This is a genomic window from Rhizobium cerradonense, assembly GCF_030182455.1.
Lineage (GTDB): Bacteria > Pseudomonadota > Alphaproteobacteria > Rhizobiales > Rhizobiaceae > Rhizobium.
This window is the reverse complement of sequence record NZ_JAQJCK010000020.1, coordinates 32423-57231: the sequence shown is the minus strand read 5'-3', so window position 1 is coordinate 57231 and position 24809 is coordinate 32423. Positions and strand designations below refer to the sequence as shown.

Genomic DNA, 24809 nt, shown 5'->3' with positions numbered 1-24809 from the left:
CTGTCTCTTTCGCGACAGCCAACTTGGATTGAGCTGTACAAAAGACAGGGATGCACCGGCAGGCGCAGTCCCGATAGAGCGCATTGGACTACGTGTACGCCGTTTTAATCGGGTTGGGGTGGAGAGGTCGTTTCTCCCTCCGACAGCTCGCAAGCGAGCAGGATTGGATGGTCGAGGCCAGGCGTAGGCTGCTTGTTCAACAGGACCGCGACCGCCGCTGCCGCCATCTTCTGAATCGGCTGTTTGACCGTTGTCAGGCGCGGCGTTGTCATGCTGGAGAGCGGGATGCCGTCGAAGCCTACGATGGAAAGGGCTGCGGGTATCGGGATTCCCAAATCATGTGCCGCTCTCATGCAGCCGATCGCCTGCTGATCCGAGCTTGCAAAGATGGCGGTCGGGCGCTCGTAGCGCGCGCGTGCAAGCAGGTAGTTTCCTGCTGATCGACCGCTTTCATAGTCGAAAGCCGCCTCGGCTATGAGCGACGATCCTTGTATTTGCTTGCCATCATCGGACTGCCCCATTGCGTCGAGGTAGCCCTTGAGGCGATCATTGGCTGGTACGGAGTGTTTGGGCCCCGAAATGAAGCCGATGCGGCGATGGCCGAGCTTCAGAAGATGTTCGACGCCGAGACGGACTCCATGGCGGTGATCGGAGGCGATGCCGGAATATCCTGGCATAAGGCGGTCGACGACGACGATCGGCAATCCCTTCGGCAGCTTGATCGTGTGGAAATCGATGCTGGGAACGAGGATGATGCCATCCACCTTCCGGCTCATCAGTTGCCCGATGCGGTCTGCCTCCTTGGCCGCGTGGTCAAGGGAGGTCATGACAATGATGTTATAGCCATGACCTGCCGCCGCTTGTTCGGCGGATTGCACAAGTTCCGAGAAGAAGGGGTTGGTCAGGTCCGGAATAACGATGCCGATGAGGCGGCTGACCTTGCTGCGCATGCTTCTTGCAGACGGGTCGGGCATATAGCCGAGTTCTTCGATGATGCGCCTGACACGCGCTCTCAATTCATCCGTCACGGAGGGGTGATCGTTCAAAACCCTTGAAACGGTTCCGGTGGAAACTCCCGCGAGCTTGGCAACGTCTCGAATTCCGACCTTTGACATAACAGAAGCACATGTCCTTCATCTTCGCCTTCCGAACACCGAAAGGCGCCCGATCCGGGCTTCCAGCTAATGGTCTCTATCGTCTCAGTCAAAGGGCACATCTCAATTTTGTGCCGCTTAAGCTCCATAGCATAAGGCAAATGCGCACTCAATGGAAACGGTTCATCGTAGCGCATATCTGCAAGCAATAATTATTTCAAATTTCAACCGGTTTAGGCTCTCCATCAACGTCTTGACAACACTTATGGCCATTGCTACCCAATAGATGTTGGAAACGGTTCATTGCCGCTGGCAACTCAGATGGAGCTGAGCCCAGAAGGTGGGGAGGAAAGAAAATGTCCAATTCTATTAAGCGTGATTCCGTCATGATGAGTGCGTCGCGGCGTGCGGCATTGAAGCTCGGGCTCGCCGGCACCTTGATGCTCGCGCTGTCGTGCGGCGTGTCGCCCGCTTTTGCGGCCAGCAAGCCCAAGGTGGGCCTGATCATGAAGTCTCTGTCCAATGAGTTCTTCAAGCAGATGAAGGCCGGCGCCGACAAATATGCCGCGGAGAACAAAGACAAGTTTGACTTCAAGGCCGTCGGCATGAAGGACGAGCGTGATTTCGCCGCGCAGGTCGATGCCGTCGAAAACTTCGTGACGCAGAAATACGACATCATCGTCGTCGCGCCGGCCGATTCAAAGGCGATGGCTACCCCCATTGCGAAGGCCGTGAAGGCCGGCGTGAAGGTCATCAACATCGACGTGCCGCTCGACGCCGACGCCAAGAAGGCAGCCGGTATCGATCTCGCGTTCTTCGGTCCGGACAACCGGGAAGGTGCCAAGCTTGCTGGCGATGCGCTCGCCAAGGACCTCGGGCCCGGTGCGAAGGTCGTTATCCTCGAGGGCAACCCCGAGGCCGACAACGCCAAGGAGCGCAAGGAAGGCTTCATGGACTCCGTCAATGGCGGCAAGCTTCAGCTTCTCGACAGCAAGACTGCCCATTGGGAGACGGAAGAAGCCAATACCGTCATGACGAACTTCCTGACGAAGTATAAGGATATTCAGGGCGTCATGGCGGCCAACGACTCCATGGCTCTCGGCGTCGTCAAGGCTCTCGATGCGACCGGTCAGAGCGGCAAGATCAAGGTTGTCGGCTTCGACAACATCCCGCCGGTACAGCCGCTGATCAAGGACGGCAAGATGCTTGCCACCGTCGAGCAGTATGGTGCGCAGATGGCGGTCATGGGCATCGACTATGGTCTGCGTGAACTTGCCGGCGAAAAATTCACCGGCTGGGTCAAGACGGACGTCAAGCTTATTACCGCCAAGGATCTCAAATAATTGAGATTGCCCGCGGGGCTAAAAGAAGCGCCGGCCACTGGCCGGCGCTGACCGCTACCAGCCGATTTGCGCGTTGATCGCCGAGAGACTCGCTTCCGCACCTCTGAGTGCGCTATGTAGAGGCTGGCCATCTCGAATTCGAAATAGACCATGAGGTGGACGTGTCAGACGCACCAGATGACTACATCCTGAAACTGGAAGGGATCGGCAAGCGCTTCCCGGGCGTCGTGGCGCTCAAGGATGTTTCCCTGCGGGTTGGCCGCGGCAAGGGCCACGTTCTTCTTGGCGAGAATGGCGCCGGCAAATCCACCCTGATCAATCTGCTCGGGGGCGTCTTCAGGCCGGACGATGGCCACATCTCCTTTGACGGCAAGCCCTATCAACCGGCCTCTCCGCTGGAGGCATTCAAAGCGGGCATCCGGGTCATCCACCAGGAACTGCATCCCCTTTCCAATCTCACCGTCGCCGAAAATCTGCTTTTCGAGCATCTTCCGCGCCGATACGGTCTGGTCAATTACAAGGAAATGAATCGTAGGGCCGCCGAGCTCCTGGCCGACGTCGGCCTCGATGTCGCCCCTACGACCCTGGCAAACCGTCTCAGCGTTGCGCAGCTCCAACTGCTCGAGATCGCCAAGGCGCTTTGCTACGAAAGCAAGCTTTTGGTCCTTGACGAACCGACGGCAACCCTGACCTCCAAGGAGGTCGATCGCCTGTTCGAAATTCTGAAGCGGCTGAGAAGCCGCGGCGTTACGACGCTTTACATCTCCCACAGGCTTGAGGAGATCTTCGAGGTCGGCGATGACGTCACGGTCCTGCGCGACGGCCAGCATGTGATAACCCGTCCGCTTGCAGGATTGACCATCCCGAATATTGTCGAACTCATGGTCGGTCGCACGATTGCGGATCATGGCGTCTTTCGCAAGGACAGCGTGGTGTCCGGCGAGGCGCTTGGCGTTTCCGGTCTGAAAGTGACGCGACATAGTCCGGAACTGTCCTTCTCCGTCGGCAAGGGCGAAATCGTCGGCATAGCCGGCCTTGTCGGCAGCGGGCGCACCGAAGCCGTCCGGGCGCTATTCGGCGCCGACGTCAAAGCCGCCGGCGAGATCCGCATCGATGGCGAGCTGGTCTCGATCCATTCGCCCAGGCAAGCGGTTGCCGCGGGCCTGTGCCTGGCGACTGAAGACCGCAAGATGCAAGGCTTGATGCTCGACATGAGCTGCGCGCAAAACACCACCATAACGGACCCAGCCAAGATCTCCCGCAAGGGATTGATCCTGCGCAAGGTCGAGGACGAGCATTCGCAGCGTCTCGTGCGCGAGCTTCGCATCAAGACCCCATCGATCCGCCAGGCGGTCAGGACGTTTTCCGGCGGCAATCAGCAGAAGGTGGTCATTGCCAAATGGCTTTTCCGTGGCCCCAAGGTACTGATTTTCGATGAGCCGACCCGGGGGATCGATGTGGGCGCGAAAGTCGAAATATATGAGCTTCTTTGGAAACTCGCCGCCGAGGGCAAGGGTATTCTGGTGGTCTCCTCCGATTTGCCGGAACTCATGGGTATCTGCCACCGCATCATCGTTTTGTCGAACGGGAAGATAGCCGGGGAAATAGCGCGGGAACAATTTGAAGAGAGCAGCATCCTCTCACTCGCTTACAAGGAGTACAGCCGTGTCCGGGAACGTTGAAAACAAGACCGATATGAAAGAGAGCCGTTTTTGGGACAGCCTCATTCGGATTTCGATGAAGGAAGCCGGCGTTGCAATCGCCCTCGTCCTGATCCTGGCGTTTTTCTCGGCGACGGCACCCTATTTCGCGACGCCGGAAAACTTCCTCAAGATCTTCGTCCAGATTGCCATTAACACAGTGCTTGCCTCGGGCATGACCTTCGTCATCCTCGTTGGCGGCATCGATCTTTCCGTCGGCTCGCTGCTTGCCCTTTGCACGGTCATCGGCGCGACGATCATGATCGATCCACGGTTTTCCCCATGGCAGGCGATTGTTCTGGCTTCGATCGCATCCATGGGAACCGGAGCCGTCCTTGGCGCGATCAACGGCTGGGTATGCGAGAAGTGGAAGCTTCCGTCCTTCATCGTGACGCTCGGCATGCTCAATGTCGCCAGCGGCTTGGCGCGCGTTGTCAGCGATAACTCCACCATCACCGGCCTGCCACAGCCTTTCGTCGATTTCGGAAATCTGATCTTCTGGGGCATCTTCCCGTCGATCTTCCTGATTGCGATCGTTGTGGTTCTCATCGGCTGGTTCGTGCTGCGCTATACGGTCTTCGGGCGCTTCGTCTTTGCAATCGGCACCAATGAAGAGGCTGTCCGACTGTCGGGGCATGAGCCGAAAAGATACAAGATTGCGGTGTTCACGATTTCGGGGTTCACCGCGGGCATTGCGGCCATGGTCTATCTGCTGCGCCTTAACGTTGGCAGCCCGGTTGCGGGCATCGGCTATGAATTGAATGCCATCGCTGCGGTCATCATCGGCGGCACCAGCCTCTCGGGCGGCAAGGGATCGATCGTTGGAACGCTGGTTGGTGCCTGCATTCTGCAGGTGCTGTCGACGGGATTGCAGCTATTGGGAGCTGACGACAACATCAAGCCGATCGTCATCGGTGCGGTCATTGTGCTTGCCGTTATCCTGGACAGCTATCGCGGCCGTTTGATGCGGATATTGGAAACGCGATAATTAATCGCAACACTCGGGAAATCTAGCGCAATCCTTACGCGACATCGTCGAGGGGTAGCTGGTCGGTCCCTTGTGGCATTTGCGGGTAGATGAGATTTGCCAGCATGTTCCGAGCTTCGTCCGGCGCAACATGATGAGGCAAGTGCCCCACGCCTTCCAGCACTTTGATAAACGCCGCAGGGTGCTTGCGGCGTAACCAGTCTATGTGCAGCGCCGGGTGGATGATCGCATCCGACAGGCCGAAGAGCACGTGGATGATGAGATGGGGCGGCAGGCTCGGCAAGAGCTGCATATCGCGGTTGAATGCCCGCAACTCGTCGGCCATGGTTTGTACCGCGAGTGGATTGACGAGGTGACTGGCGGGTAAGCCGCCGAGGCAAGCTGGGACTGTGTTCGGAAACGAAGATGCCCTCAGGCCTTGGCCGACGAAGAAGGTTGCCCAACGGCTGATGACGTATTGACGCACCAGGCCTCCGACCAAGGGAGCCGAGGCGGCCCTTAAGATGAGCATCGCTTTCGGCGGTACCGGGCTGCAACAGGGTGATATGAGGAAAAGCTTGCTTACGAGATCGGGCCTTCGCGCAGCCAGGTGCAGCGCGGGCGCGCTGCCAATCGAATGAGCAACGATGGTCAGGCCGGTAAAACCAGCGCAATCGAGGAAACGCTCAAGCCAGAATGACTGGCCGATCGGGCCACATTCAGCCGCTGGTATGGGTGTACTGAGGCCATATCCCGGGCGGTCGGGGGCTATCACGCGAAACTCGCTATTCTCGAAAGGCAATAGCAATTCTTCGGCAATGCTGCCGCAGCCGTGAAGAAGGATTACCGGTTCCTTGTCGCGCGCGCCCTTTTCAAGAAAATGAACCCGTCCATCGCCGATGGACCATACTGTGCCGACTTTCGGCGAGATGGGCTGCTTCCCTGACATGGCCAAAGAAACGCGCCTGCTTGCGCAAAGTTCCCAAGACAAGACGCGCCGGCATTGCCGCGCAATCGACGCAGGACGTTGGAGCAGCCACACGGGAACCAAGTCCCCGCCGCCTCGTTCCCGTCCTGTAGCAAGCAATAGGAGGAAACAATGTTTTCCGCAGACAATATTCGCGAGCATATGGAAGTATTAGCCGCCGATGGTGTGCATGTCGGGACCGTCGACGAACTGGATGGCGACACCGGTATCAAGTTGACCAAGCGCGACTCCGATGACGGCAAGCACCACCTCATTCCGCTGAATTGGGTCGATCATGTCGACGCTCACGTTCATCTCTCGAAGAATGCAGACGACGTCCGCAGTGAGTGGTCGACGCTCAATTAAAGATGATCAGCCGCGACCTTTGGGTCGCGGCCTGCCGCAGAAGGACACGTGGGGCTGCTGCGGCACCGACGCTCCCGCCATTTCGTGCATCAATGAATGCGGCTAGTGGTGCTTGAAGTACTGAACTTCGCGCTCGTGCTTCTCGGCTGCCTCGCGTGACTTGAACGTGCCGAGATTTTTGCGTTTGTGGGTCTTCGGATCGACCTTGCGCGAGTAGAGACGATACTCGCCGGACTTCAGCTTGCGGATCATGACAGCCTCCTATGTGAGGTCATAACCGCTACCGGCCAATGTCGGTTCCCCGATTGATCCGAAATATCGTCGCAGCTCTCGACACCTATGCCTTCGCACCGCCAGCCGGATTCAGGAGAATCTCGAGCGACACCGGCCGCAGACCTTGCGCGTCCACGCCGACGTCGTACTGTCGGGGAAGCGGTTTGAGCTTTCCGTGGGAGTGACCGTGGAGATTGATCGATTTCTTGCTCATCTTATTCCAGGTTCGAAAAGGATAGTGACAGAGGATCAGCAGGTGGTCGTCCAGGGTGATCTCGCTGTAGTGCTGAACGCTCTCCCAACCGCTTGCTTTAGTCGTAGCGTCCGGGTCGTTGTTCCCGATGACGAGATGCTTGCGGCCATTCAGCATTGAGAGAAGCTGATCACAATCCCCGCCGCGTGATGACATGAAGTCGCCAAGGTGCCAGACATCGTCCCCGGTTCCGACGATCTCATTCCAGTTGTCGATCAGGGCGACGTCATGGAATGCCATATCGGGGAAGGGGCGCCGGTCGATCCTTAGGACGCGCGGATCGGCAAAATGGGTATCGCTTGTGAAATAGATCATTCGGCCAAAATGGCGGAGTTCGAGAGGAAACCAAGAGCTCTTTCGTGATTTGTATATTCGAGGCGGGATTGAGCAGTTCTTCAGGCGGACCGTCACGCCATCTCGGCGAGGACTTCCAAAGGGTAGTTCTTGGATCATGCACATGGACGAAGAAACGAACGACAAATCCGCGACCCCACGCGTGGGTGCAACGACTGACTTGCCGCACGATCGAATGACGGTGCAGCGATTTCGGGAGGCGTTCCCTCGTGCGCGCTGGAGCGACAGTCTCAATGCGTGGTTCGTGCCTGGCCGTACGGCTCAGAGGCGCATCAGCCGCTGGTTGGCCGAGATGGAGGCGGAAGCCGACACATTCGCGGACGAAAAGGGCAGGGACGCCTTCGCATTCGATCCGATCGAAAGCCGCTATCTCGAAGCAGCGCCAGCATCCTTCCAAATCCGAACGCCGTATTCGCGGACCGTCATCAACGAGATCCGCGAAATCCCCTATGCCCGCTGGGACGCGGATCGGCGCCTCTGGACCGTGCCGTACCGCTCATTCGGCGAACTCCGGCAGCACTGGCCGGCGATCGAGACTGCTGCCAAGCGCAGCGAGCCGGACGTAAGGCGGGCGTGGCGGGAAGCAAGCAAGGGAACCCAAGAGGACGAGGCATCCAAGGCACGAACAAGGGAGCGTCGCAGGAAGCGATATCCCGTCCCCGCCGATGATTGCCCGCCCTTCGGCAATGCAATCGGCACGCATGTCGGGGTCGTCTTCTTCACCGGCACGGACGGAGAGCTGGCGGACCCAGCGACAATCAGCGCGCACTACTTTCCCGCCGAAGGCAGGGAATACGTCTGGGTCTCCTGGCGGCAAGGCGGGCTGGAAGAATTGGTGACAACCTGGCCGGCACGAGTGGCACCGGGTCAAGACGACCTCGACCGGGGCTGGTGGTTACCGACGCTGGAGGAATTGCGAGTCGCGCGACGCGATGCCAAATCCCGATGGCGGGCCAAACAGCGCCGGAACAAGGACAATTCCTTTTGAGGGGTTTCAAAGCTTGGCGCAGAACGCCGTTGCTTCTAGCGACGCCTGAAAGTCTTCACGGCGCGATGGGATAAAATCAGAAAGACGGCGATCCATACGACCGGATAGACTGGCAGCAATGCTAGATAAAGCCCGTTCTCGAAGATCGCGGCTTCGAATGTTTTCTTCGCCAACCAATAAGTCGGAACTCCGGTTGCGATGAGGATTGCCAGACCAAAGAGTGCTGGCTTCAAATAATGCTCGTACATACCACCGTCCCCCCGGACAGCTTCCAAGCTTGCATCGAAAACTCGAAGATGTCGAGAGGCAGGGCAAGGCGTCCTGGTCGACGCCGTGCGGTCGATCGCCGAGGATCGGACAATTCCTCCCGACATGTCATATTTTATTTCTAACTAATGTAGGTTTCGCTATCGTTCGGCAATTCCATAGGAGGAGTTGGATGCAATACGTCGAGCCAAAGAAGGTAAGTCACAACACCGCGACGCGCGTATGGTCAGTCAAGGATTTTTGCAAACGGCACAGGCTGTGCAGCAAAGAGGAAGCACGACTTCTCCAGCTTTTTGGGCAGTTCGCGACGGCTAGCGAATTGCGATACAACACAACGCGCAGGCCGAAATGGCGTTGATTTGCGGAGGCGTGAGCGGCAGGCGGTTTCCCTCGGTTATGGGCGTCTGTCAAGCAAAGCCCGCCACCCATGTGGGTGGCGGGCAACTTTTCCAGCAGGTCGCTCCGAGAACTAAGCCGAAAAGAGCGACGTTCAGTCTAATGACAGGGGCTTAGCGTACTTGATCAGAAAACGTCACTCCCGGTTTCCGGTTCCACGCCAATTCTTGAAATTGGGATGGGCCGAAAATACATCATTTCCAGTTGGTAACATGCGTTGGATGGGAGGAAAGGAATGATCAGCAGGTATCTCAGCAAGCGTGATTTGGCTCTCGATTCAATAGACTTGGACATTTGTCAGCGCGCTTTTGATGCCATTCTGCTCAAAAGGAATATTACGCGCGAAAGTGAAGAAGGCGAGGAAGTGGCAGCGATGATTATCGAGCTCTTCCGAGAAGGGATCCATGACGAAGATCAGCTCGTCGCTCTCGTCGGTATTAACGACAGCCATCGTCCGCTCAGTGGCGATAAATTCGCGCCTTGATGGAACAAATTGAGCGCAACTCTATTTGAGGAATTGGTTGGGAAGTTCCCCCACTTTCCAACTGGCCTCCAAAGCCAGCCCGTCGCTGGTAGTGTCCCCGCCGGCGACGGGTTCTTGATCGATCCAAACTATAATGTCCCGAGCTGGCGCGGCTTGTTCCATAGCCATATGGACGAAGCCAATCGGTCAAGTGCAAGATTAGTCTGTGCTGATCTACTATCACCAGTTATGGAAAGCGTACGTATCAATCTTTTCAGACATGGCTGGGCTTCGCTCGCGTTGAGATGCCCTGGCCTTCGTTCGCACCCCAGCAATGCTCCATGGTTCAGGGATTTATGCAGGAGCTATAGCAAAGCGGTGATGCATCGCGATCGTCTGCGGCTAGCTCGGGCCGATGCCCATCAATTGGGACAATACGAGGAAATCTGCGACGATCTGGAGAAGGAAGTCCACATCTATCTCAGCTTGTTAAATCCGCAGTCGTAGGCGTCAAATCGCCTCGAAATGGCGGCGGATCATCCCGTCTCTGGAATTGCCTCGGCGCCTATACGGTCGTGAGAATCCGGACATCGCCTTTGCGATCAATAACGTCGACCACGACATGGCGGCCGGAGCGGCGCAAAGCAACGTCTGCCGAGCCGGAGCCGATCTGCAAGTGCCGCAGAATGACTTCATCAAGAAATACCGGAAGCTGCGGCTCATGAAAGCTGATCTGCAACTTGTTCGGATTGAAACCGAGGCCGAAACAGGATTGTCACAGGAAGAGCGGCGCCGCCGACGCCCAGGCTTGCGGGGAGCAGGCCACGGGGTAAAAGGTCGGCCCCTGCGCCCGCTGACGCGGCAGGCTCGCGTCACCATTAATGCTTGACATACCAATTGGACTTTAAATACGAATTGGTATTCGTGTGGTTGCCGTGGAGATTAGAGGAGCAATCATCCGAGGAGCAGAGGACGCAAGCCAAGGGAGGAAATCATGGCTATTGGCGCAGGTACTCCGAAAAGTCTCGAAACACTGATAATTGAAGCAGGTGGTCCCGTACCGCTGCTGCGTGGTTCCAATATCGGTCCCTACGTTTTTCCAGGCATTCCGCCGGAGTTCACCAACTGGCGTGATGAGGTGAGCGCCTGGTCGGACAGCGTTGCGCTTCTCGAGCAATCCTACCACATGACCGAACTTCATCTGCGTGGGCGGGAGGTCATCCCCTTCCTGTCGCAGTTTGCGGTCAATAAATTCGACCCGTTCCAGGTCCGGCGCGCCAAGCAGATCGTTCTTGCCGGTCACGACGGCAACTTGATCGCGGACGCGATTCTCTTCCGCGAGGAAGAGGATTTCTTCCGCATCGTCGGGGCGCCTTTTGCCAGCGACTGGCTGCTCTACAATGCTGAGAGCACATCTCTCGATGTTGTCGCGGAAAAGAACGACAATTGGTCGGTCCGCCAGGCGCCGCGCGACGTGTTCCGGTTTCAGATCCAGGGGCCGCGGGCGCTGGCGCTCATGCAAGAGGTGACAGGCAATACGCTGCCAGAAATCAAGTTCTTCTTCATCGGCGAATTCCAGGTCGCGGGCAGGCCGGTGCGGGCGCTGCGACACGGCATGGCAGGGATGCCCGGCTTCGAAATCTATGGCAAATGGGATGATCAGCACGTCGTACGGGAGGCATTCGAAAAAGCCGGCGAAAAATATGGCATGCGCAAGATCGGCGCGCTTGCCTATTCCACCACCGCCCAGGAATCCGGATGGATGCCGATGCCTCTGCCCGCCATCTACCACAGCGCCGAGATGAAGCCCTATCGCGAATGGCTCAACAACTACTATCTGGAGGCGATCGGCTCGCTCGGCGGCAGCCTCGTCTCCGATAGGATCGAGGATTACTACGTCGATCCAATCGAGGTGGGTTACGGTGGCTTGGTCGACTGGAATCGCGACTTCCTCGGCCGGGGCGCGTTGAAAGAGAAAGCGGCCAACCAGAAGCGCCGAAAGGTCACACTCGTCTGGAATGACGACGACGTGGCGGCGACGATCAAGGCGTCACTGTTCGACCTTGAACGGGCCGGCCGTTTCATGGCGCTTCCGACGCCGATGTATGCGACCTTCGAATCCGACGCCGTCATGAAAGGCGGCAATGTCGCCGGCGTCTCGCAATGGTCGGCCTATTCGGCCAATGCCGGTCATCTCATCTCGCTTGCGCTGGTCGATGTCGATTCTGCTGAGCCCGGCACCGAGCTGACCTTGCTTTGGGGCGAACCAGGCACGCGCAGGCGGACGGTGGACCGGCACGAGATGCGCGAAATCCGGGTGACGGTGGCACCGGCGCCGTATTTCGACAAAGTCATCAAGACCGGCAAGCAGTAACGGCAGCTCAAGACAACGCTGCGCCCTGCGGCGCGGCGTTGTCGCTCTCAGCCATGGATGAAGCGGATGACGCATGCCCTTGCATCGGGCGCGCCATCCCCGGCAAATTACTTTTTGCCGATATTTCCAGATCGTTCGGCAGCCTTCAGCCCGTCATTCTGCAAATCCGCTTCGTCGGCAAGAATGGCGGCGGCTTCGCTGAGCAAAACGTCTTTGGCGTTCCTGCGGGCATTTTCAATGGCAAGATCAGCGCTCAGGCTGCGCTCGTTGGCTTCCAGGCCGTCGTCGTTACCGGTATCCACGCCATCATTGATTTGCTCGCTCGCCTTGCGACGACTTGCCTGAGCAGCCAGCTCTTTGCGACGTTCGGATTCATTGAGGGAGACAACCTGTTTCTCACGCTGCGCCTTCAGTTCTGTAACATCTGCTACAAAGCGTTGGAAATCCGGATCGTTCTGCACCCGAGCATCGTGGCGGCTTTGCAGTTGCGGCAGCAATGCCTTTATATCGCCGGCAGGCGCATATTTCGCTGGCTTGACCTGCGTCCAGGGCAGGGCATTGTCAAAACTCGCCTCACCAAAGGTCTTGGGGTCTGAAAGGCCTGGCAAGCTGATGTCGGGCACCACGCCGCGCAGCTGTGTCGTGCCGCCATTGACACGGAAAAACTGGGCAACCGTCAATTTCAGCTCACCGAATTTCGGCTTGCTGGTGTGCGCCACCTGATCAAGATTGACCACAGTTTGCACCGTGCCCTTACCAAAGCTGGGTTCTCCGACAATCACGCCGCGACCATAGTCCTGTATCGCTGCGGCAAAAATTTCGGAGGCCGAGGCCGAGCCACGGTTGATCAACACGCCAACCGGACCTGTCCATGCGGGTGCGGGAAAATCATCGCTTTCCACGTTCACGTCACCGCCGGCATCGCGTTGCTGAACGACCGGGCCTTTGCCGACAAACAGGCCCGTCAAATCGATGGCCTCGGACAGCGAACCACCACCGTTATTCCGCAAGTCAACGAGCACACCGTCGACGTTGTCTTGCTTCAGTTCAGCGAGAAGCTTGGCGACGTCGCGGCTTGCGCTTCTATAATCCTTGTCGCCTTTTCGCCGCGCTTCGAAGTCTTCGTAGAAGGCGGGCAGGGTAATCACCCCGATCTTGCGAGTGGCATCGCCATCCTTTACCGAAAGGATCGTCTTCTTGGCGGCCTGTTTGTCGAGGCTGATCTTATCGCGCACCAGGCTGATGACATGGTGCTTGGCATCCGGGCCTGCCTCCGCCGGCAAGATGTCCAGGCGCACAGTGGAACCCTTTGCGCCGCGTATCATCTGCACGATTTCGTCGAGGCGTGTACCTACCACTTCCTTTATCGGGCCATCCTCGCCTTGACCGACGCCGATGATGCGGTCCCCGACGGCAAGCTTGCCGGACAATTGTGCCGGGCCTCCAGCCACGAGCTCGCGGATCGTCGTGTAGTCGTCCCTTTCCTGCAAGACCGCACCGATACCAACCAGCGAAAGCTTCATGGAAATGTCGAATTCAGCCGAAGCGCTCGCGCCGAAATAGTCGGTATGCGGGTCGATCGATGTCGTATAGGCGTCCATGAACGTCTGGAAAACATCGTCGCTCTTGTACTTGTAGGCGCGCTCGAGGGAGTTTTCATAGCGTTTATCGAGCGTGTCGCGAATGCTGGCGTCGTCTTTGCCTGCCAGTTTCAAGCGTAGCCAGTCGCTCTTGACGCGTTTGCGCCACAAGTCATTGCTTTCCGCTTCGGATTGCGGCCAGGGCTCCTTGTCGCGGACCAGCGGATAGTCTTCCTGCACGGTGAAGTCGAGCTTCTGGTTGAGCAGGCTACGCGCATAACTCATGCGATCGACCACCCGCTGCTCATAAGTGTTGAAGATCGAAAATGGGATCTTCAAGTCTTCATGGTTGATGGCATCGTCAATCTTGGCGCCGTCAGCCATGAACCTGTCGATATCTGACTGCAGGAAAAGGACACGATCCGGGTCCAGGGATTTGATAAACCGATTCATGATCGTGCCCGATAAGGCGTCATCCAGCGGAACGGGCCTATAGTGGAAGCGCGTGAGAAATTGCGCGCTCAGATGAGCGGCTTGCGCTTGTTGCTGTAGCGGCGTCAAAACTGGTGGTGAGCCGGTTTCCAGAGCATATGCCGAGGGAGCAATTGCCAGGAACGCACAGAAGAAACCGCATTGTAGACGCATCAAGCTTCGATCCAATTCACATCGTTTGAGTCTTTAATGTGCGATGTTCGTGGAACAATTATGGTCTTTTGGCAACTAAACGAACGCGTTCTATCTGAATGTGGGTTTTGCAAGTCCCGACCACAGATTCCGGCAGGGCGGATTTAGATCGATTTTTGTGGGCACCGATCTGACAATTTGCGCCTCTTCATTGAAGCGTTCGCATTTGACATGTGTCGACGAGCAAACACCAATGGCGAAGTTTTGATATAAGCTGTCGGGTAGTCAGGGCATCACCTTGGTGTTGTCGCGATATCTTGCTCCCAACAGGGGAGAAAGATCGTCGTGACAGAAAATCTATCCATCGACGGGCACGTTCATTTCCTCACAGCCTCCGATCTTGCGGCTGTGGAGGGACAGCTCCCTTATTCGCTGCCGTCACCCCATTCGCTATCCGACTATCTTGCCGACCTGGCGAGCGCCGGATTTCATCCAAAACTCCTGAACAACGTGCATCTCAGCATTTTGCCGGATTCGTCCAATGTCTTCGCGTCGTTCGATGAGATGGCAGCGCTGAGGGCAAAATGGCCGGAACGATACGGAGACGTCCGGCTAGTCGGAACGATCAAGGCCGACCCGGCCTACGCGACCGTCGAACGGCTATCCCATCCCGATGTTTTTGGGATCAGGATCGTTCTTCACGATGCTCCGCCGGAAAGCATATCGGATCGCGCCTATCGCAGCGATGATTGGGTCGCGCTCATTGGCAGGCTCCGGGTGCAACAACACGTCCACATCTACGCCAAAGAGGCGGAGACGAACCTGCGAGTGCTGCGCCAAATGCCGGAGACAATCCGCGTCGTCATCGATCACCTCGGCTCATGCCATGCCGAGCGCGGTGCTGACGAGCCCAGCTATCACGCCTTGCTTGAGGAGGCCAAGCGCAGGGGAAACGTGTGGTTCAAGGGGCCTGGATACCGGACTTCGACCAATATCGATGATGTCGTTCCTTTCGTGTCGGCAATCATCGCGACCGTCGGAGCGAACCGCGTTCTGCTCTCGGCCAGCGACGCTCCGCACGTTGGGGCGGGCAGCCAAGGCCACAGTTTTACAAGCCACTTCGATTCTGTGTCGGCGCTCAAATTCTCGGAGACGCTCGCTTCGGCGGTGAGTGCCGCCACTGACATACCTGTCTTTCGGCTGCTGAACGCTGCGGCGAACGACCTTTTCCCTTGTCCAGAAGAAAGTGAAATCATGACGGACATCATCGTCGAAAACATCACATTTCCCGTTGCGTACAATGACGCGACGATCAATCTGGCCGGCAGCGTGTTTCAGCCGGCTTCACCGGACAGGAGCCTGCCGCCGGTGGTTTTCAACTCCGGTTTTACGGGCGGCGTTTCGATGTATGGCCAGCTTTTTGGCCGGGCCTTGGCCGAGCGCGGCTATCGGGTGATGACCTATGATGTCGCGGGGTTCTTCACCAACAGGGATGTGCGGAACACTGCGAAGAAAGACGGTATCACCGTAACGAATGTCAGCCTTGTCGATCAGACGGCCGAGGTCCTGGCTGCCGTGCGGTGGGCGAGGGAAAACTTCGGTTCAATGCCCGTCGTCGCGTCTTGGGCGATGGGTTCGGTCGTCAGCCTTGCGGCAGTCGTTGAACTGGCCAAGCAGGGCAAGGAGCAGATCGCGTTTTGGGTGCCTATGAACTACACCAGCATTGCAGCCCTTCAGGATCTTCGGGCGGACAAGTCGGGTGCGGACGCTGCGATCAAGAGGCTGGCGGACGATGCGGCGATCCCGCCGTTCGACACCGGAACCGAGGCGACCAAACTCGGCTATTACCCGCTCGATACCGACACGCAGGAATATGTCGATCGCCAGCTCGGCGGATACACCGAGATTGGCGGGGTCGATCGTTGGCCGGGTTGCAGTCATGTGACGGCGAAGTCCTATAAGGAGTATGTAGGCTTCGACCCTGAGAAGAGCCTCAATGGCGCCAGCGGCTTTCCGCCGGCACTCATCGTGCATGGCGCTCAGAACACTCTACACATGCCTGAAGAGTCGATCCGCCTACAGAAGCTCTATCCCGGCCGCGCAGGTGGCGAGCCGCTTATCATCGAGGGCATGATGCACGGCCAGCAGAACCAGACCGACAATCCCATCTTCCACCAGCTCATCAAGGACATTGACCGGGCGATCCGTTCTGCCTGACACTGGATGAATTGGCGGGGGAGAAGGCGTCCGGCGGGAATGATGCAGCAGGGTATCGATGAAGGACATCCGATACGCGTCGGATTGCTACTTCTTCCGCAGTTTTCCATGATGGCGCTCGCATCGGCGAGCGAACCCCTCCGCGCAGCGAACAGGTTAGCCAGTCGCAAGCTATATGACTGGTGCCTCCTCTCGGAGGAAGGCGGTATAATTACCTCGAGCAGCGGCTTTGAAACGCGCACTATCTCGATCAGCGAGGCCCCGCGGCTCGATAGATTGTTCGTTGTCGCCAGCCTCGATATCGAAAGCAAGCGACCAAAACCGATCCTGCAATTCCTGCGGAAACTTGCGGTAAGCGGGATGCCTATCGGAGCGTTGAGTACGGGCACATTCATACTTGCGCGGGCAGGGTTGCTGACCGGCAAGCGGTGTACCCTTCATTGGGAATCCCTTCCGCAGTTTGCCGAAGAGTTTCCAGACATCGAAGTCACCCGCGAGCTTTATGTCCGGGACGGGAACCGCTGGACCTGCGCGGGCGGTACCGCCGCAATCGATCTGATGCTAGCTCAGATATCGGGTGACCACGGAGCTCAGCTCGCCGCCGACACGGCCGAGCAGTTTCTGCACACCCGTATCCGAGGGCCGGAAGAGCAACAGAGGATGGCGATCCAATGGCGCTACGATATACACGACGCCCGCCTTGCAGCCGCGATCGGCATCATGGAGCAGAACCTCGAATACATCGTTCCGATCGACGACATCGCGAAAAGGAGCAATCTTTCCGGTCGGCAGTTGGAGCGCTTGTGGCGTCAGCATTTCGAAATGACGCCGCAGCGCTTCTATCTCAATGTCCGGCTGAACGCGGCTCGCCGACTGATCAAAGAGAGTTCCGAGACTATTGCAGCAATTGCCCTTCGCTGTGGTTTCGTGTCGGCATCGCACCTCGGCAGCGCCTACCGTCGCCTGTTCGGACATAGCCCCAGCGAAGAGCGCCGGAAATCGATGGCAGATAGTCGTTTTTCCTCAGACCAAGGTCTTGGTTCCTTATAGGACTTATGTCTGAAGCCGAAAATCTTTAGTCCGAATGCCATAGATTATGCCTGGTGCTGCGCCAGCTTTTTCCGGCGATGGAAGCGGCGGGGGTATCCCACCGCCTTCGTCAGGCATGGAGAAGCTGGATGAACATGAACGGCGTCCTCAAAAACGGCGTCCTCGCCCCGGTGCTTGCTGCAGGTTCCGTCGGCGGCGTCACTGGATTTGCCGACACCGTTGTCAGGGGCAGCATTGATTGTGGCAAGTGAGCGAAGTGCCACCGTTGCGGTGGTAGTGCCAATGTTCAATGCCGAACGAACGATCGGCGCGACCTTGGCCAGTATCTGTCGGCAGACCCATGAGGCGCTGGACATCATCATTGTCGATGACGGTTCGTCGGACAGTTCTGCATCGATCGCGGCCGCTCATGCGAAGCAGGATCGGCGGATCCGGATCATCCATCAGTCCAACAGCGGCGTCGCGGCAGCACGCAACAATGGTGCGGCTGCGACCGACGCGGAGTTTCTGGCCTTTGTCGATGCGGACGATCTATGGGCGCCGTCGAAGATCGGGCTTCAGCGGGAGGCGCTTGAGAGGGGCGGCTCGTCGGCCGGATTGGCCTACTGCTGGTTCGCGCTCATCGACGAGGATAGTCGTGTATTCTCGCTCTACAATCGGCCGACCGCCGAAGGAAATGTGCTCCAGCGCATGTGCAGAAAGAATTTCGTCGGCAATGGCAGCTCGATGCTCATGCGTCGTTCCGCGTTCGAAAAGGCAGGCGGATTCGACCCCTCGCTGAGGGCGCGCAAGGCTCAAGGCTGCGAGGACCTGCTGATGTGCCTCAGAGTTGCGGAGAATTACGAATTTCGCGTGGTGCCGCAACATCTTGTGGGCTACCGCATGACTAACACGAACATGTCCAGCGATGTCATGCAGATGCTTCGTTCGTGCGAAATCGTTTTGGATGAATTTCGCGAGAAATATCCTGGGTATGGCACCGACCTAGACGCTCATCTGGCCGACATGATCCATTGGCTCGCCGTAAGGGGTTTCGTCGGCGGGCGATTTTTCGATGGCTGTGATCTGTTGAAGAGATTCTTGGTGTTAGAACCACGCCTGGCGATTTCGAGCATGCCCAACATGCTGAATGTGTATTGTCGAGCTAGGCTGGTTCCCCACTGGATCAAGGCTCGGCTGAAGCGCTTGCGAAGCCAGAACGGGAAGTTTCGCCCTCTCTATATGGAAACGATCCGATGATGGTCGTCGCGCCATTCTTCACGAGCTTGCGACGGCTTTTCCGTCTGGCAGCGGCACCTGCCTGGGCTGGACCGACCATAGTAGGGCTCGGGCTGGCCGCGGCGGTCCTCGAGGGTGCCGGTCTTTTCCTTTTCATTCCTCTCATTCAGAGCCTCGGCGCTTTGACGCCGCAGCCGGGCAGATGGCAGGCGATTTTCGGCCAACTGCTGGCGTCCATTCCCGAACACCATTTAACGGCGTTCCTGGTCGCAGTTCTGTGCTTCACCATCCTCCTCAAAAATGTGGTCCATTTCATCAACACCTGGGTGACCCGGTACGTGGACGGTCTGGTCGCACATCAATTGCGGGCGAAGGTCTTCGATCAGACGATAAGCTCGTGCATCGACTACAGGGTCGAGAACAAGCGTTCGGACATCATCACGACGATTGCCAACAACACCTGGAAGGTCAGCCAGGGACTGAGCCTTGCCTATCGATTGATGATCTGTTTCTGCACGTTCGTCGTTTTTGTTCTGCTGATGCTCCTGATTTCCGTCCGGCTGACGTTTTTCTCGATGATGTTTCTGCTTTTCGGCGCGATGGCCATTCGCCTGGCGACGCGCCGCGCCGACGAGACCGGCAAGGCCGTTGTCGAAGAGAACAAGCAGTTCGGCCTCAGGATGTGGGAAAGCATCAACGCGCTGCAATTGATCCGCGCTTTCGCCCAGGAAGACTATGAACGCAATCGCTTCCTGCAGACGTCAGACACGGTGCGGCGACGTCTCCTGAAACTCGACATGCTATGGGCTACTCCTGCACCGGTCTCGGAAATATCGATCACGATGCTGATCGGCGCTCTCGTTCTCATAGCTCAGTCGACAGACGTCGGCATTGCCGCCTTGGCCGCCTTTCTATCGCTGCTCTACCGTCTTCAAGGTCCGACCCGGGAACTGCTGCAGTCGAAGATCGCACTGGATGGACTTGCCGGCAGCATCGACGACGTCGATGATTTTCTCCGCAGGACGGAGAGGCCCTTTCTCACCCACGGGCTTCTACCGGCGGCAGCGCTCAACAAGGCCGTCGAGTTTCGGAACGTCTCCTTCCGCTACGATCCCGACCAGCCGCTGGCCCTGCAGGGCATCTCCTTCAGCGTTCCCGCAGGCAAAACCACGGCGATCGTCGGAGAGTCGGGTGCAGGCAAATCGACGGTCATGGCTCTGCTTTTTCGTTTCATGGATCCCACGTCCGGTGAGGTCGTCGCAGATGGGGTGCGCCTTCCAGAATTCGAACTCCGTAGTTGGCGAAGGCGCCTGTCGCTCATGTCGCAGGAAGTCCATCTCTTCAACGACACGATCGCGGCCAATATTGCCTATGGTGACCTTGAGGCCGGCAGGGCGGAGATCCGCAAGGCGGCCGAGATCGCCAAGGCGGACGATTTCATCCGATTGCTTCCAGATGGCTATGAGACGCGCATCGGCGACCAGGGGATGCGTCTGTCGGGCGGACAAAGGCAGCGCATAGCGCTCGCCCGGACCATGCTTCGCAATCCCGATATTCTGCTGCTGGACGAGGCCACGAACGCGCTCGATGTCGAGACCGAACAGGCATTTCAGCTCGCGCTCGACGAATACTCGCATAACCGCACCGTTGTCGTGATCGCTCACCGGCTTTCGACCATTCAGGCCGCCGACCAGATCATCGTGATGTCGAAGGGTCGCGTAATCGAGACTGGCTCGCCGGCAGAGCTCTTCAAACGAGGCGGCCATTTTTCCCGGCTGCACGAGTTTCAACACGGCCGCGCCGCGACGATGGAAATTAATCGATGAGCTACAAGCTTACTGACATCGAACTGTCGGAACCGTTGGCGCCGATCGAGCTCTCGACCGAGCAGAACGGGGTCGGCCTCATCGCCCGTTGGCAGGGACGATTGATTGGGTTCGAAATGATCGAACTATCGGCCGGATCGGTGATGACGGTCGAAAGGCTGAAAGCGCTTGCCGACGAGCGCTTTGCCGGGCGCATCGTCGTTGCAAAGCTGGAAGAGGAGCTGAGAGAACGGCAGCCGGTGGAGGAACCGGCGCTGCCGAGCCTCAGCATTGCGATCTGTACCAAGGATCGCGCGCAGCGTCTTTCCCGGCTGCTAAGCTCGCTCGATCGGGTTCGAGGCGATCATTCCTTCCAATTCGTCGAAATCGTCGTGGTCGACAATGCTTCGGTGGATGCGGCTACACGCGAGGCCGTCGCGGGTTTCAGGGATGTCCGTTATGTTTTCGAACCGAAGGCGGGACTGGATTTTGCCCGTAACGCGGCCCTTCATGCGGCCAGGGGCGATATCATCGCCTATCTGGATGACGACGTCGTGGTGGACCGCAACTGGCTCGCAGGTCTTGCCAAGGCTTGTCGTGAGAATCCTGGCGTCGGCGGTTTCACGGGCCTGGTGCTGCCATATCGCCTCGACACCGAGGCGCAGATCTTTTTCGAACGACGAGGAGGGTTTGGCCGCGGCTTTGCTCGAAGGGAGTTTCACAGAACCCGTTTCGACAATCCACTCCATCCCGTCGGGTCCGGCACTCTCGGTGCCGGCTGCAATATGGCCTTCGATCGCGCGCTGCTGATCCAGCTTGGCAGCTTCGATGAAGCGCTTGATACGGGAGCGCCGCTGCCTGGCGGCGGCGATCTCGACATTTTTTACCGCGTGCTGCGTTCGGGCCGCCCCATGATCTATGAGCCGCAATACGCAGTCTATCACGAGCATCGCGAAACCATTCTGCAGCTCAGGCGACAATACTGGACGTGGGGCCTCGGCATGATGGCATTTCTCGTCAAAAGCTATCGCACCGACGATGAAATGCGCGCGCAGCATCGCGCCATGGTCCGTTGGTGGTTCTACGACCAGTTGAAGGCGCTTGCTCGCGCCGCAAGACGGTTGCGCGGCCACGAGCTGCGTTTCGGCATGGCAGAGCTGTGGGGCGGAATCTACGGCCTTGCGGGCGAATACGACCGCTCGCGCGCACGCATCCAGGCGATCCGGGAGCGCAACCCATGATGAAAGAGCGCTTTGAGGTGCGGCATATCGATCTCGCCGCTGCCAATGCCGGCGCCGAGAGTGGGCCAGCATTGTCCATCTTCTGGTGGAAGGACCTGCCGCTTGGAACACGTGCATCCTTGCAGGATGAGCTGCCTTACGGAATCCCTCAGTTGCGCCAACTCGCCGCCGAATATGCAGCCGCGCAACTGGAAGCGCGCAGCATCAGTCTTAGCGCACCGCTGCGCGCCACCTACGAAGGATGGCCCAAGCGCGCACTCTCGCTCGAGGCCGCGCTGAAAGCGGAAGTTCTGATCGGAAGCCTCGATGAGTTCGCAACCGCGTCTTCCGCTTCGGCGCATGACATCTCCGTGGTGATCTGCACGCGCGATCGCGGTCCGGCGCTGGCTGATTGCCTTCGCAGCGTGGCAGCACAGCGCAGCGCCCCGGGGGAAATTATCGTCGTCGACAATTCCAGCAACGGAAATGCCAAGGGCGTGTGCGGAGAGTTCCCTGGCGTTCGTTATGTCCATGAGCCGCAGGCTGGCTTGAGCCGTGCCAGAAACGCGGGAATTCGTGCAAGCCGGCTGAATATTGTCGCCTTCACCGACGACGATGTCGAAGTCCATCCCGGCTGGACCGCAGAGATCGCGCGCGCCTTTGCGGACCGGGATGTGGATGCGCTCACTGGTCTGGTGCTGCCGGCGCGCCTCGACACACCAGCGCAACGCTGCTTTCAGTTCACCATGGGCGGCTTCGGGACCACTTTCGTGCCGCTCACCTTCGACAGTCGCTTCTTTGAAGAGACGCGGCCGAGCGGGGCGCATGTGTGGAAGATGGGCGCAGGCGCCAACATGGCCTTTCAACGATCCGTATTCGAGCGGGTCGGCCTGTTCGACGAACGCCTCGGCGCAGGAGCTGCGGGGTGCTCCGAAGACTCAGAACTCTGGTACCGGCTTCTGGCGACCGGCGGGGCGTGCCTCTACGAACCGCGGGCCGTCGTCTTCCACCACCATCGAAGCGACTGGCCGGGCCTAAAGCGGCAAATGAGCGCCTACATGAAGGGCCATGTGGCGGCGCTTGTGGTGCAGTACGATAATTTCGGCGACCGTGGAAACATCGTGCGCATCTGTAAGCAACTGCCGGTCTACTTCCTGAAGACGTTCGTCAAAACGCTTTTCGAGGGTCAGCCGGGCAGGCTCGGAATTTTGGCCTCAGAAATGCGGGGATGGTGGGCCGGGCTGCCGTTTCTTCTGCGCTTCGGTTGGAGAAAGCGGCGGATACCAATGCGTGTAGCCGCCGATGCGAAGGGAATGGCGAAATGATCAAGAAGGCGCCGCTTGGCCGGTTCCTGTCTGGGAACCCTTATCCGAATGGTCTGACGGATGGCCTCTTCTATCGTGAGAAGATGCGCGCCATCCATCGTGTCGCCCCGACCGAAACCGGCGGCTTCGGACGGGTGTTGGAAATCGGCGGCGGTCGCAGCGGCCTTGCCAGCATTCTCTACCCGGAAGCAGAGATCGTCACGCTCGACATCGACCCGGAACTGGGCGAGCACCAGCCCTCGTGGGCGAGATCGACCTTCATTTGCGGCAATGCCTGTTCGCTGCCCTTCGCCGACGGCAGCTTTGATATCGTCACCTTGTTCGACGTGCTGGAGCATATCAGGGACGATCGCCTCGCCGCACATGAGGCGTTGCGGGTAGTGCGGCCGGGCGGATATGTCCTCATCTCCACCCCTGAATCCAAATGGCACTATCCCTATTTCGGAGCCATGAAACGCCATTGCCCGCATGAGAGCGAGTTGATGCGCGAGTGGGGGCATGTCAGGCGTGGGTATAAGGACCCGGAACTCACAGCTCTTTTCGACAGGCCGCCGGAACGGCGTGCCACGTTCATCAATCCCGCGACGGCGTTCTTCCATGACGTCTCGTTTTCGCACCTCGGACGCCGCCGCCGCAAAGTTCTTTATGCGCTCGCGGCTCCTGTAACGGCCATTGGTTATCTGATGCACCGGCCCTCCACGCGGGGTACCGAGACAGCATTCGCCTGGCGCAAATGACCGGTCATCGGACGCCGCGGGTGATCGCCCTCTTTCCTTGGGGTGACGTGATCGAGGAATTTCTCGAGCCGATTGGGCTTGAGCTCCAGGATTTCGTCGAGCGGATGACGGGAGGCTGGCTATTCGGCTATGCCGCCGCGCTGAGCTCGGTGGGCCACAAGCCCATCATTGTCTGCGCATCCGAGCGGGTGAGCAGAATTGAATGCTACGTGCATTCCGGCACAGGCACGCCTATCTGGGTCGCCCCGGCAAGGCGGTCCCGGCAGGGCCATTCTCCCGCCGCCTCTAGCCTGCGGCGCTGGGCCGCGACGCCGCTCGCAGCCTTCCGCGAGATACTCATCCGCTCCCGATGCAATGTGCTGCTTGCCCAGGAATATGAATATATTCGCTTTGATGCGCTTGCATGGCTGGCGCGCCGCATGAAGGTCCCTCTCTACGCCAGCTTCCAGGGCGGAGATCGTACGCTGTCCTGGATCGAGGCCGTTGCGCGGCAGCTTTCGTTGCGCGCGTGCTCCGGCCTCATCGTCGCTTCCTCTGCGGAACGCGACCGCCTCGCCAAGGCTTATCCGCGCATTGCGCTCGACATCGCGAATATCCCGAATCCGCTGGATACCGGGGAATGGCGGGCGATGGACCGCGTGGAGGCGCGAGCAAGCCTTGGCTTGCCGCAGGATGGTTTCATCGTCTTCAATCACGGGCGCATTGATATCCGCCGCAAGGGGCTCGATGTTCTCCTGAAGGCTTGGGCGCGCTTTGCCGACAATTCAGCCGGCGAGCTGGTGATCATCGGTTCGGGCCAGGACAGCGAGGCGTTTGCAAGGCTTCTTGGCGAAAGCGGCCTGTCGAATGTGCAATGGCTTTCCAGCTATACGACCGACCGGCCCCTGATCCGGCGCTGGCTTTCGGCCGCGGATGCCTACGTCACGGCCTCGCGCATCGAAGGCATGCCGGTCGCGCCATTGGAGGCAATGGCCTGCGGCCTTCCTGTCGTCGCCACGGACGCGCAGGGTTTGCCGGACATTCTGGCTGATGGAGAGGCCTCCGGCGGCCTGATGGTGGGGCAGGAGCGGCCAGAGGAAATTGCGCAGGCCCTTGCGAGATTGAAAGACGATAGAGCCTTTCGAGCACAACTCAGTACGGCGGCCAGGAAACGGGTTACAGAAAAATTCTCGATCGAGGCGGTCGGTGCCGCTCTCGATGATTTTCTGACAAAGCCCCGAAGGTAAGG

21 protein-coding genes and 1 pseudogene are annotated in these 24809 nt (G+C 58.5%); 15 read left to right on the top strand and 7 right to left on the bottom strand.

Annotation, left to right across the window (positions count from 1 at the left end; genetic code table 11):
• Window positions 1–104: 104 nt before the first annotated feature.
• Entirely contained in the window at window positions 105–1115 is a 1011-nt protein-coding gene (locus PH547_RS28735) for a LacI family DNA-binding transcriptional regulator (RefSeq protein WP_285170079.1), read from the bottom strand.
• A gap of 335 nt (window positions 1116–1450) precedes the next feature.
• On the opposite strand from PH547_RS28735, the gene PH547_RS28730 reads away from it, so the two are divergent.
• The 3 genes from PH547_RS28730 (at window position 1451) to PH547_RS28720 (ending at window position 5125) form a co-directional block, all read left to right on the top strand.
• Complete coding sequence (locus PH547_RS28730; protein ID WP_104827444.1) at window positions 1451–2437, top strand: sugar ABC transporter substrate-binding protein; 987 nt, start codon at window positions 1451–1453, stop codon at window positions 2435–2437.
• 161 nt (window positions 2438–2598) lie between these two features.
• Complete coding sequence (locus PH547_RS28725) at window positions 2599–4119, top strand: sugar ABC transporter ATP-binding protein (RefSeq protein WP_285170078.1); 1521 nt, start codon at window positions 2599–2601, stop codon at window positions 4117–4119.
• On the top strand, window positions 4103–5125 hold the full coding sequence (locus tag PH547_RS28720) for an ABC transporter permease (RefSeq protein ID WP_104827443.1): 1023 nt from the start codon (window positions 4103–4105) through the stop codon (window positions 5123–5125). The genes PH547_RS28725 and PH547_RS28720 overlap by 17 nt, the downstream gene beginning before the upstream one ends.
• Before the next feature lie 34 nt (window positions 5126–5159).
• Here the strand turns inward: PH547_RS28720 and PH547_RS28715 are convergent, their stop codons facing one another.
• Window positions 5160–6053, bottom strand: a complete 894-nt coding sequence (locus PH547_RS28715; RefSeq protein WP_285170077.1) for an alpha/beta fold hydrolase — start codon at window positions 6051–6053, stop codon at window positions 5160–5162.
• Window positions 6054–6203: 150 nt separating this feature from the next.
• Between PH547_RS28715 and PH547_RS28710 the strand changes: the two genes are divergently transcribed.
• Complete coding sequence (locus PH547_RS28710) at window positions 6204–6437, top strand: DUF2171 domain-containing protein (protein WP_283052353.1); 234 nt, start codon at window positions 6204–6206, stop codon at window positions 6435–6437.
• Window positions 6438–6539: 102 nt separating this feature from the next.
• Here PH547_RS28710 and PH547_RS28705 read toward each other — a convergent pair whose 3' ends face one another.
• Both PH547_RS28705 and PH547_RS28700 read right to left on the bottom strand, forming a co-directional pair.
• On the bottom strand, window positions 6540–6689 hold the full coding sequence (locus PH547_RS28705) for a hypothetical protein (protein ID WP_016553206.1): 150 nt from the start codon (window positions 6687–6689) through the stop codon (window positions 6540–6542).
• A gap of 85 nt (window positions 6690–6774) precedes the next feature.
• Window positions 6775–7278: a metallophosphoesterase family protein gene (locus PH547_RS28700; protein ID WP_285170103.1), complete on the bottom strand. Its 504-nt coding sequence runs from the start codon at window positions 7276–7278 to the stop codon at window positions 6775–6777.
• A gap of 142 nt (window positions 7279–7420) precedes the next feature.
• Between PH547_RS28700 and PH547_RS28695 the strand changes: the two genes are divergently transcribed.
• Window positions 7421–8305 carry a hypothetical protein gene (locus PH547_RS28695; protein WP_285170076.1) on the top strand — a complete coding sequence of 295 codons (885 nt, stop codon included), beginning with the start codon at window positions 7421–7423 and terminating at the stop codon, window positions 8303–8305.
• Between the two features lie 35 nt (window positions 8306–8340).
• Here PH547_RS28695 and PH547_RS28690 read toward each other — a convergent pair whose 3' ends face one another.
• A complete protein-coding gene (locus PH547_RS28690; RefSeq protein WP_285170075.1) occupies window positions 8341–8553 on the bottom strand; it encodes a hypothetical protein in 213 nt (70 codons plus the stop codon).
• Window positions 8554–9203: 650 nt separating this feature from the next.
• Here PH547_RS28690 and PH547_RS28680 point away from each other — a divergent pair.
• Window positions 9204–9452: a hypothetical protein gene (locus tag PH547_RS28680; RefSeq protein ID WP_104827436.1), complete on the top strand. Its 249-nt coding sequence runs from the start codon at window positions 9204–9206 to the stop codon at window positions 9450–9452.
• A gap of 544 nt (window positions 9453–9996) precedes the next feature.
• Here the strand turns inward: PH547_RS28680 and PH547_RS28675 are convergent.
• Window positions 9997–10296: pseudogene (locus PH547_RS28675) on the bottom strand (amylo-alpha-1,6-glucosidase); the annotation flags it as partial.
• 129 nt (window positions 10297–10425) lie between these two features.
• Between PH547_RS28675 and PH547_RS28670 the strand changes: the two are divergent.
• Window positions 10426–11805: an aminomethyl transferase family protein gene (locus PH547_RS28670; protein WP_285170073.1), complete on the top strand. Its 1380-nt coding sequence runs from the start codon at window positions 10426–10428 to the stop codon at window positions 11803–11805.
• Between the two features lie 107 nt (window positions 11806–11912).
• On the opposite strand, the gene PH547_RS28665 is transcribed toward PH547_RS28670, so the two are convergent.
• Complete coding sequence (locus PH547_RS28665) at window positions 11913–14030, bottom strand: carboxy terminal-processing peptidase (protein ID WP_285170072.1); 2118 nt, start codon at window positions 14028–14030, stop codon at window positions 11913–11915.
• Window positions 14031–14354: 324 nt separating this feature from the next.
• Between PH547_RS28665 and PH547_RS28660 the strand changes: the two genes are divergently transcribed.
• The 8 genes from PH547_RS28660 (at window position 14355) to PH547_RS28625 (ending at window position 24807) form a co-directional block, all read left to right on the top strand.
• On the top strand, window positions 14355–16226 hold the full coding sequence (locus tag PH547_RS28660) for an amidohydrolase family protein (protein WP_285170071.1): 1872 nt from the start codon (window positions 14355–14357) through the stop codon (window positions 16224–16226).
• 42 nt (window positions 16227–16268) lie between these two features.
• Window positions 16269–17276, top strand: coding sequence for a GlxA family transcriptional regulator (locus PH547_RS28655; protein WP_285170070.1), 1008 nt, complete (start codon window positions 16269–16271; stop codon window positions 17274–17276).
• Between the two features lie 174 nt (window positions 17277–17450).
• The gene (locus PH547_RS28650) at window positions 17451–18515 is read left to right on the top strand and encodes a glycosyltransferase family 2 protein (RefSeq protein WP_285170069.1); all 1065 of its coding nucleotides are present in this window, start codon (window positions 17451–17453) and stop codon (window positions 18513–18515) included.
• Complete coding sequence (locus tag PH547_RS28645) at window positions 18512–20320, top strand: ABC transporter ATP-binding protein (RefSeq protein ID WP_285170068.1); 1809 nt, start codon at window positions 18512–18514, stop codon at window positions 20318–20320. Before PH547_RS28650 ends, PH547_RS28645 begins: the two co-directional genes overlap by 4 nt.
• Window positions 20317–21540 (top strand): glycosyltransferase family 2 protein, encoded by a 1224-nt coding sequence (locus PH547_RS28640; protein ID WP_285170066.1) that lies wholly within the window; start codon window positions 20317–20319, stop codon window positions 21538–21540. The genes PH547_RS28645 and PH547_RS28640 overlap by 4 nt, the downstream gene beginning before the upstream one ends.
• A gap of 119 nt (window positions 21541–21659) precedes the next feature.
• Window positions 21660–22844 (top strand): glycosyltransferase family 2 protein, encoded by a 1185-nt coding sequence (locus tag PH547_RS28635; protein ID WP_285170064.1) that lies wholly within the window; start codon window positions 21660–21662, stop codon window positions 22842–22844.
• Window positions 22841–23581: a class I SAM-dependent methyltransferase gene (locus PH547_RS28630; RefSeq protein ID WP_260304379.1), complete on the top strand. Its 741-nt coding sequence runs from the start codon at window positions 22841–22843 to the stop codon at window positions 23579–23581. The genes PH547_RS28635 and PH547_RS28630 overlap by 4 nt, the downstream gene beginning before the upstream one ends.
• Entirely contained in the window at window positions 23578–24807 is a 1230-nt protein-coding gene (locus PH547_RS28625) for a glycosyltransferase family 4 protein (RefSeq protein ID WP_285170060.1), read from the top strand. Before PH547_RS28630 ends, PH547_RS28625 begins: the two co-directional genes overlap by 4 nt.
• The last annotated feature ends 2 nt before the right edge of the window (window positions 24808–24809 follow it).

Excerpts from the sequence above, each read along its gene's own strand:
- PH547_RS28645 (WP_285170068.1), top strand. The coding sequence starts at position 18,512 with ATGATGGTCGTCGCGCCATTCTTCACGAGCTTGCGACGGCTTTTCCGT.
- PH547_RS28625 (WP_285170060.1), top strand. The coding sequence starts at position 23,578 with ATGACCGGTCATCGGACGCCGCGGGTGATCGCCCTCTTTCCTTGGGGT.
- PH547_RS28705 (WP_016553206.1), bottom strand. The coding sequence starts at position 6,689 with ATGATCCGCAAGCTGAAGTCCGGCGAGTATCGTCTCTACTCGCGCAAG.
- PH547_RS28640 (WP_285170066.1), top strand. The coding sequence starts at position 20,317 with ATGAGCTACAAGCTTACTGACATCGAACTGTCGGAACCGTTGGCGCCG.
- PH547_RS28670 (WP_285170073.1), top strand. The coding sequence starts at position 10,426 with ATGGCTATTGGCGCAGGTACTCCGAAAAGTCTCGAAACACTGATAATT.
- PH547_RS28655 (WP_285170070.1), top strand. The coding sequence starts at position 16,269 with ATGCAGCAGGGTATCGATGAAGGACATCCGATACGCGTCGGATTGCTA.
- PH547_RS28700 (WP_285170103.1), bottom strand. The coding sequence starts at position 7,278 with ATGATCTATTTCACAAGCGATACCCATTTTGCCGATCCGCGCGTCCTA.
- PH547_RS28710 (WP_283052353.1), top strand. The coding sequence starts at position 6,204 with ATGTTTTCCGCAGACAATATTCGCGAGCATATGGAAGTATTAGCCGCC.
- PH547_RS28665 (WP_285170072.1), bottom strand. The coding sequence starts at position 14,030 with ATGCGTCTACAATGCGGTTTCTTCTGTGCGTTCCTGGCAATTGCTCCC.
- PH547_RS28735 (WP_285170079.1), bottom strand. The coding sequence starts at position 1,115 with ATGTCAAAGGTCGGAATTCGAGACGTTGCCAAGCTCGCGGGAGTTTCC.
- PH547_RS28630 (WP_260304379.1), top strand. The coding sequence starts at position 22,841 with ATGATCAAGAAGGCGCCGCTTGGCCGGTTCCTGTCTGGGAACCCTTAT.
- PH547_RS28690 (WP_285170075.1), bottom strand. The coding sequence starts at position 8,553 with ATGTACGAGCATTATTTGAAGCCAGCACTCTTTGGTCTGGCAATCCTC.
- PH547_RS28680 (WP_104827436.1), top strand. The coding sequence starts at position 9,204 with ATGATCAGCAGGTATCTCAGCAAGCGTGATTTGGCTCTCGATTCAATA.
- PH547_RS28730 (WP_104827444.1), top strand. The coding sequence starts at position 1,451 with ATGTCCAATTCTATTAAGCGTGATTCCGTCATGATGAGTGCGTCGCGG.
- PH547_RS28695 (WP_285170076.1), top strand. The coding sequence starts at position 7,421 with ATGGACGAAGAAACGAACGACAAATCCGCGACCCCACGCGTGGGTGCA.
- PH547_RS28715 (WP_285170077.1), bottom strand. The coding sequence starts at position 6,053 with ATGTCAGGGAAGCAGCCCATCTCGCCGAAAGTCGGCACAGTATGGTCC.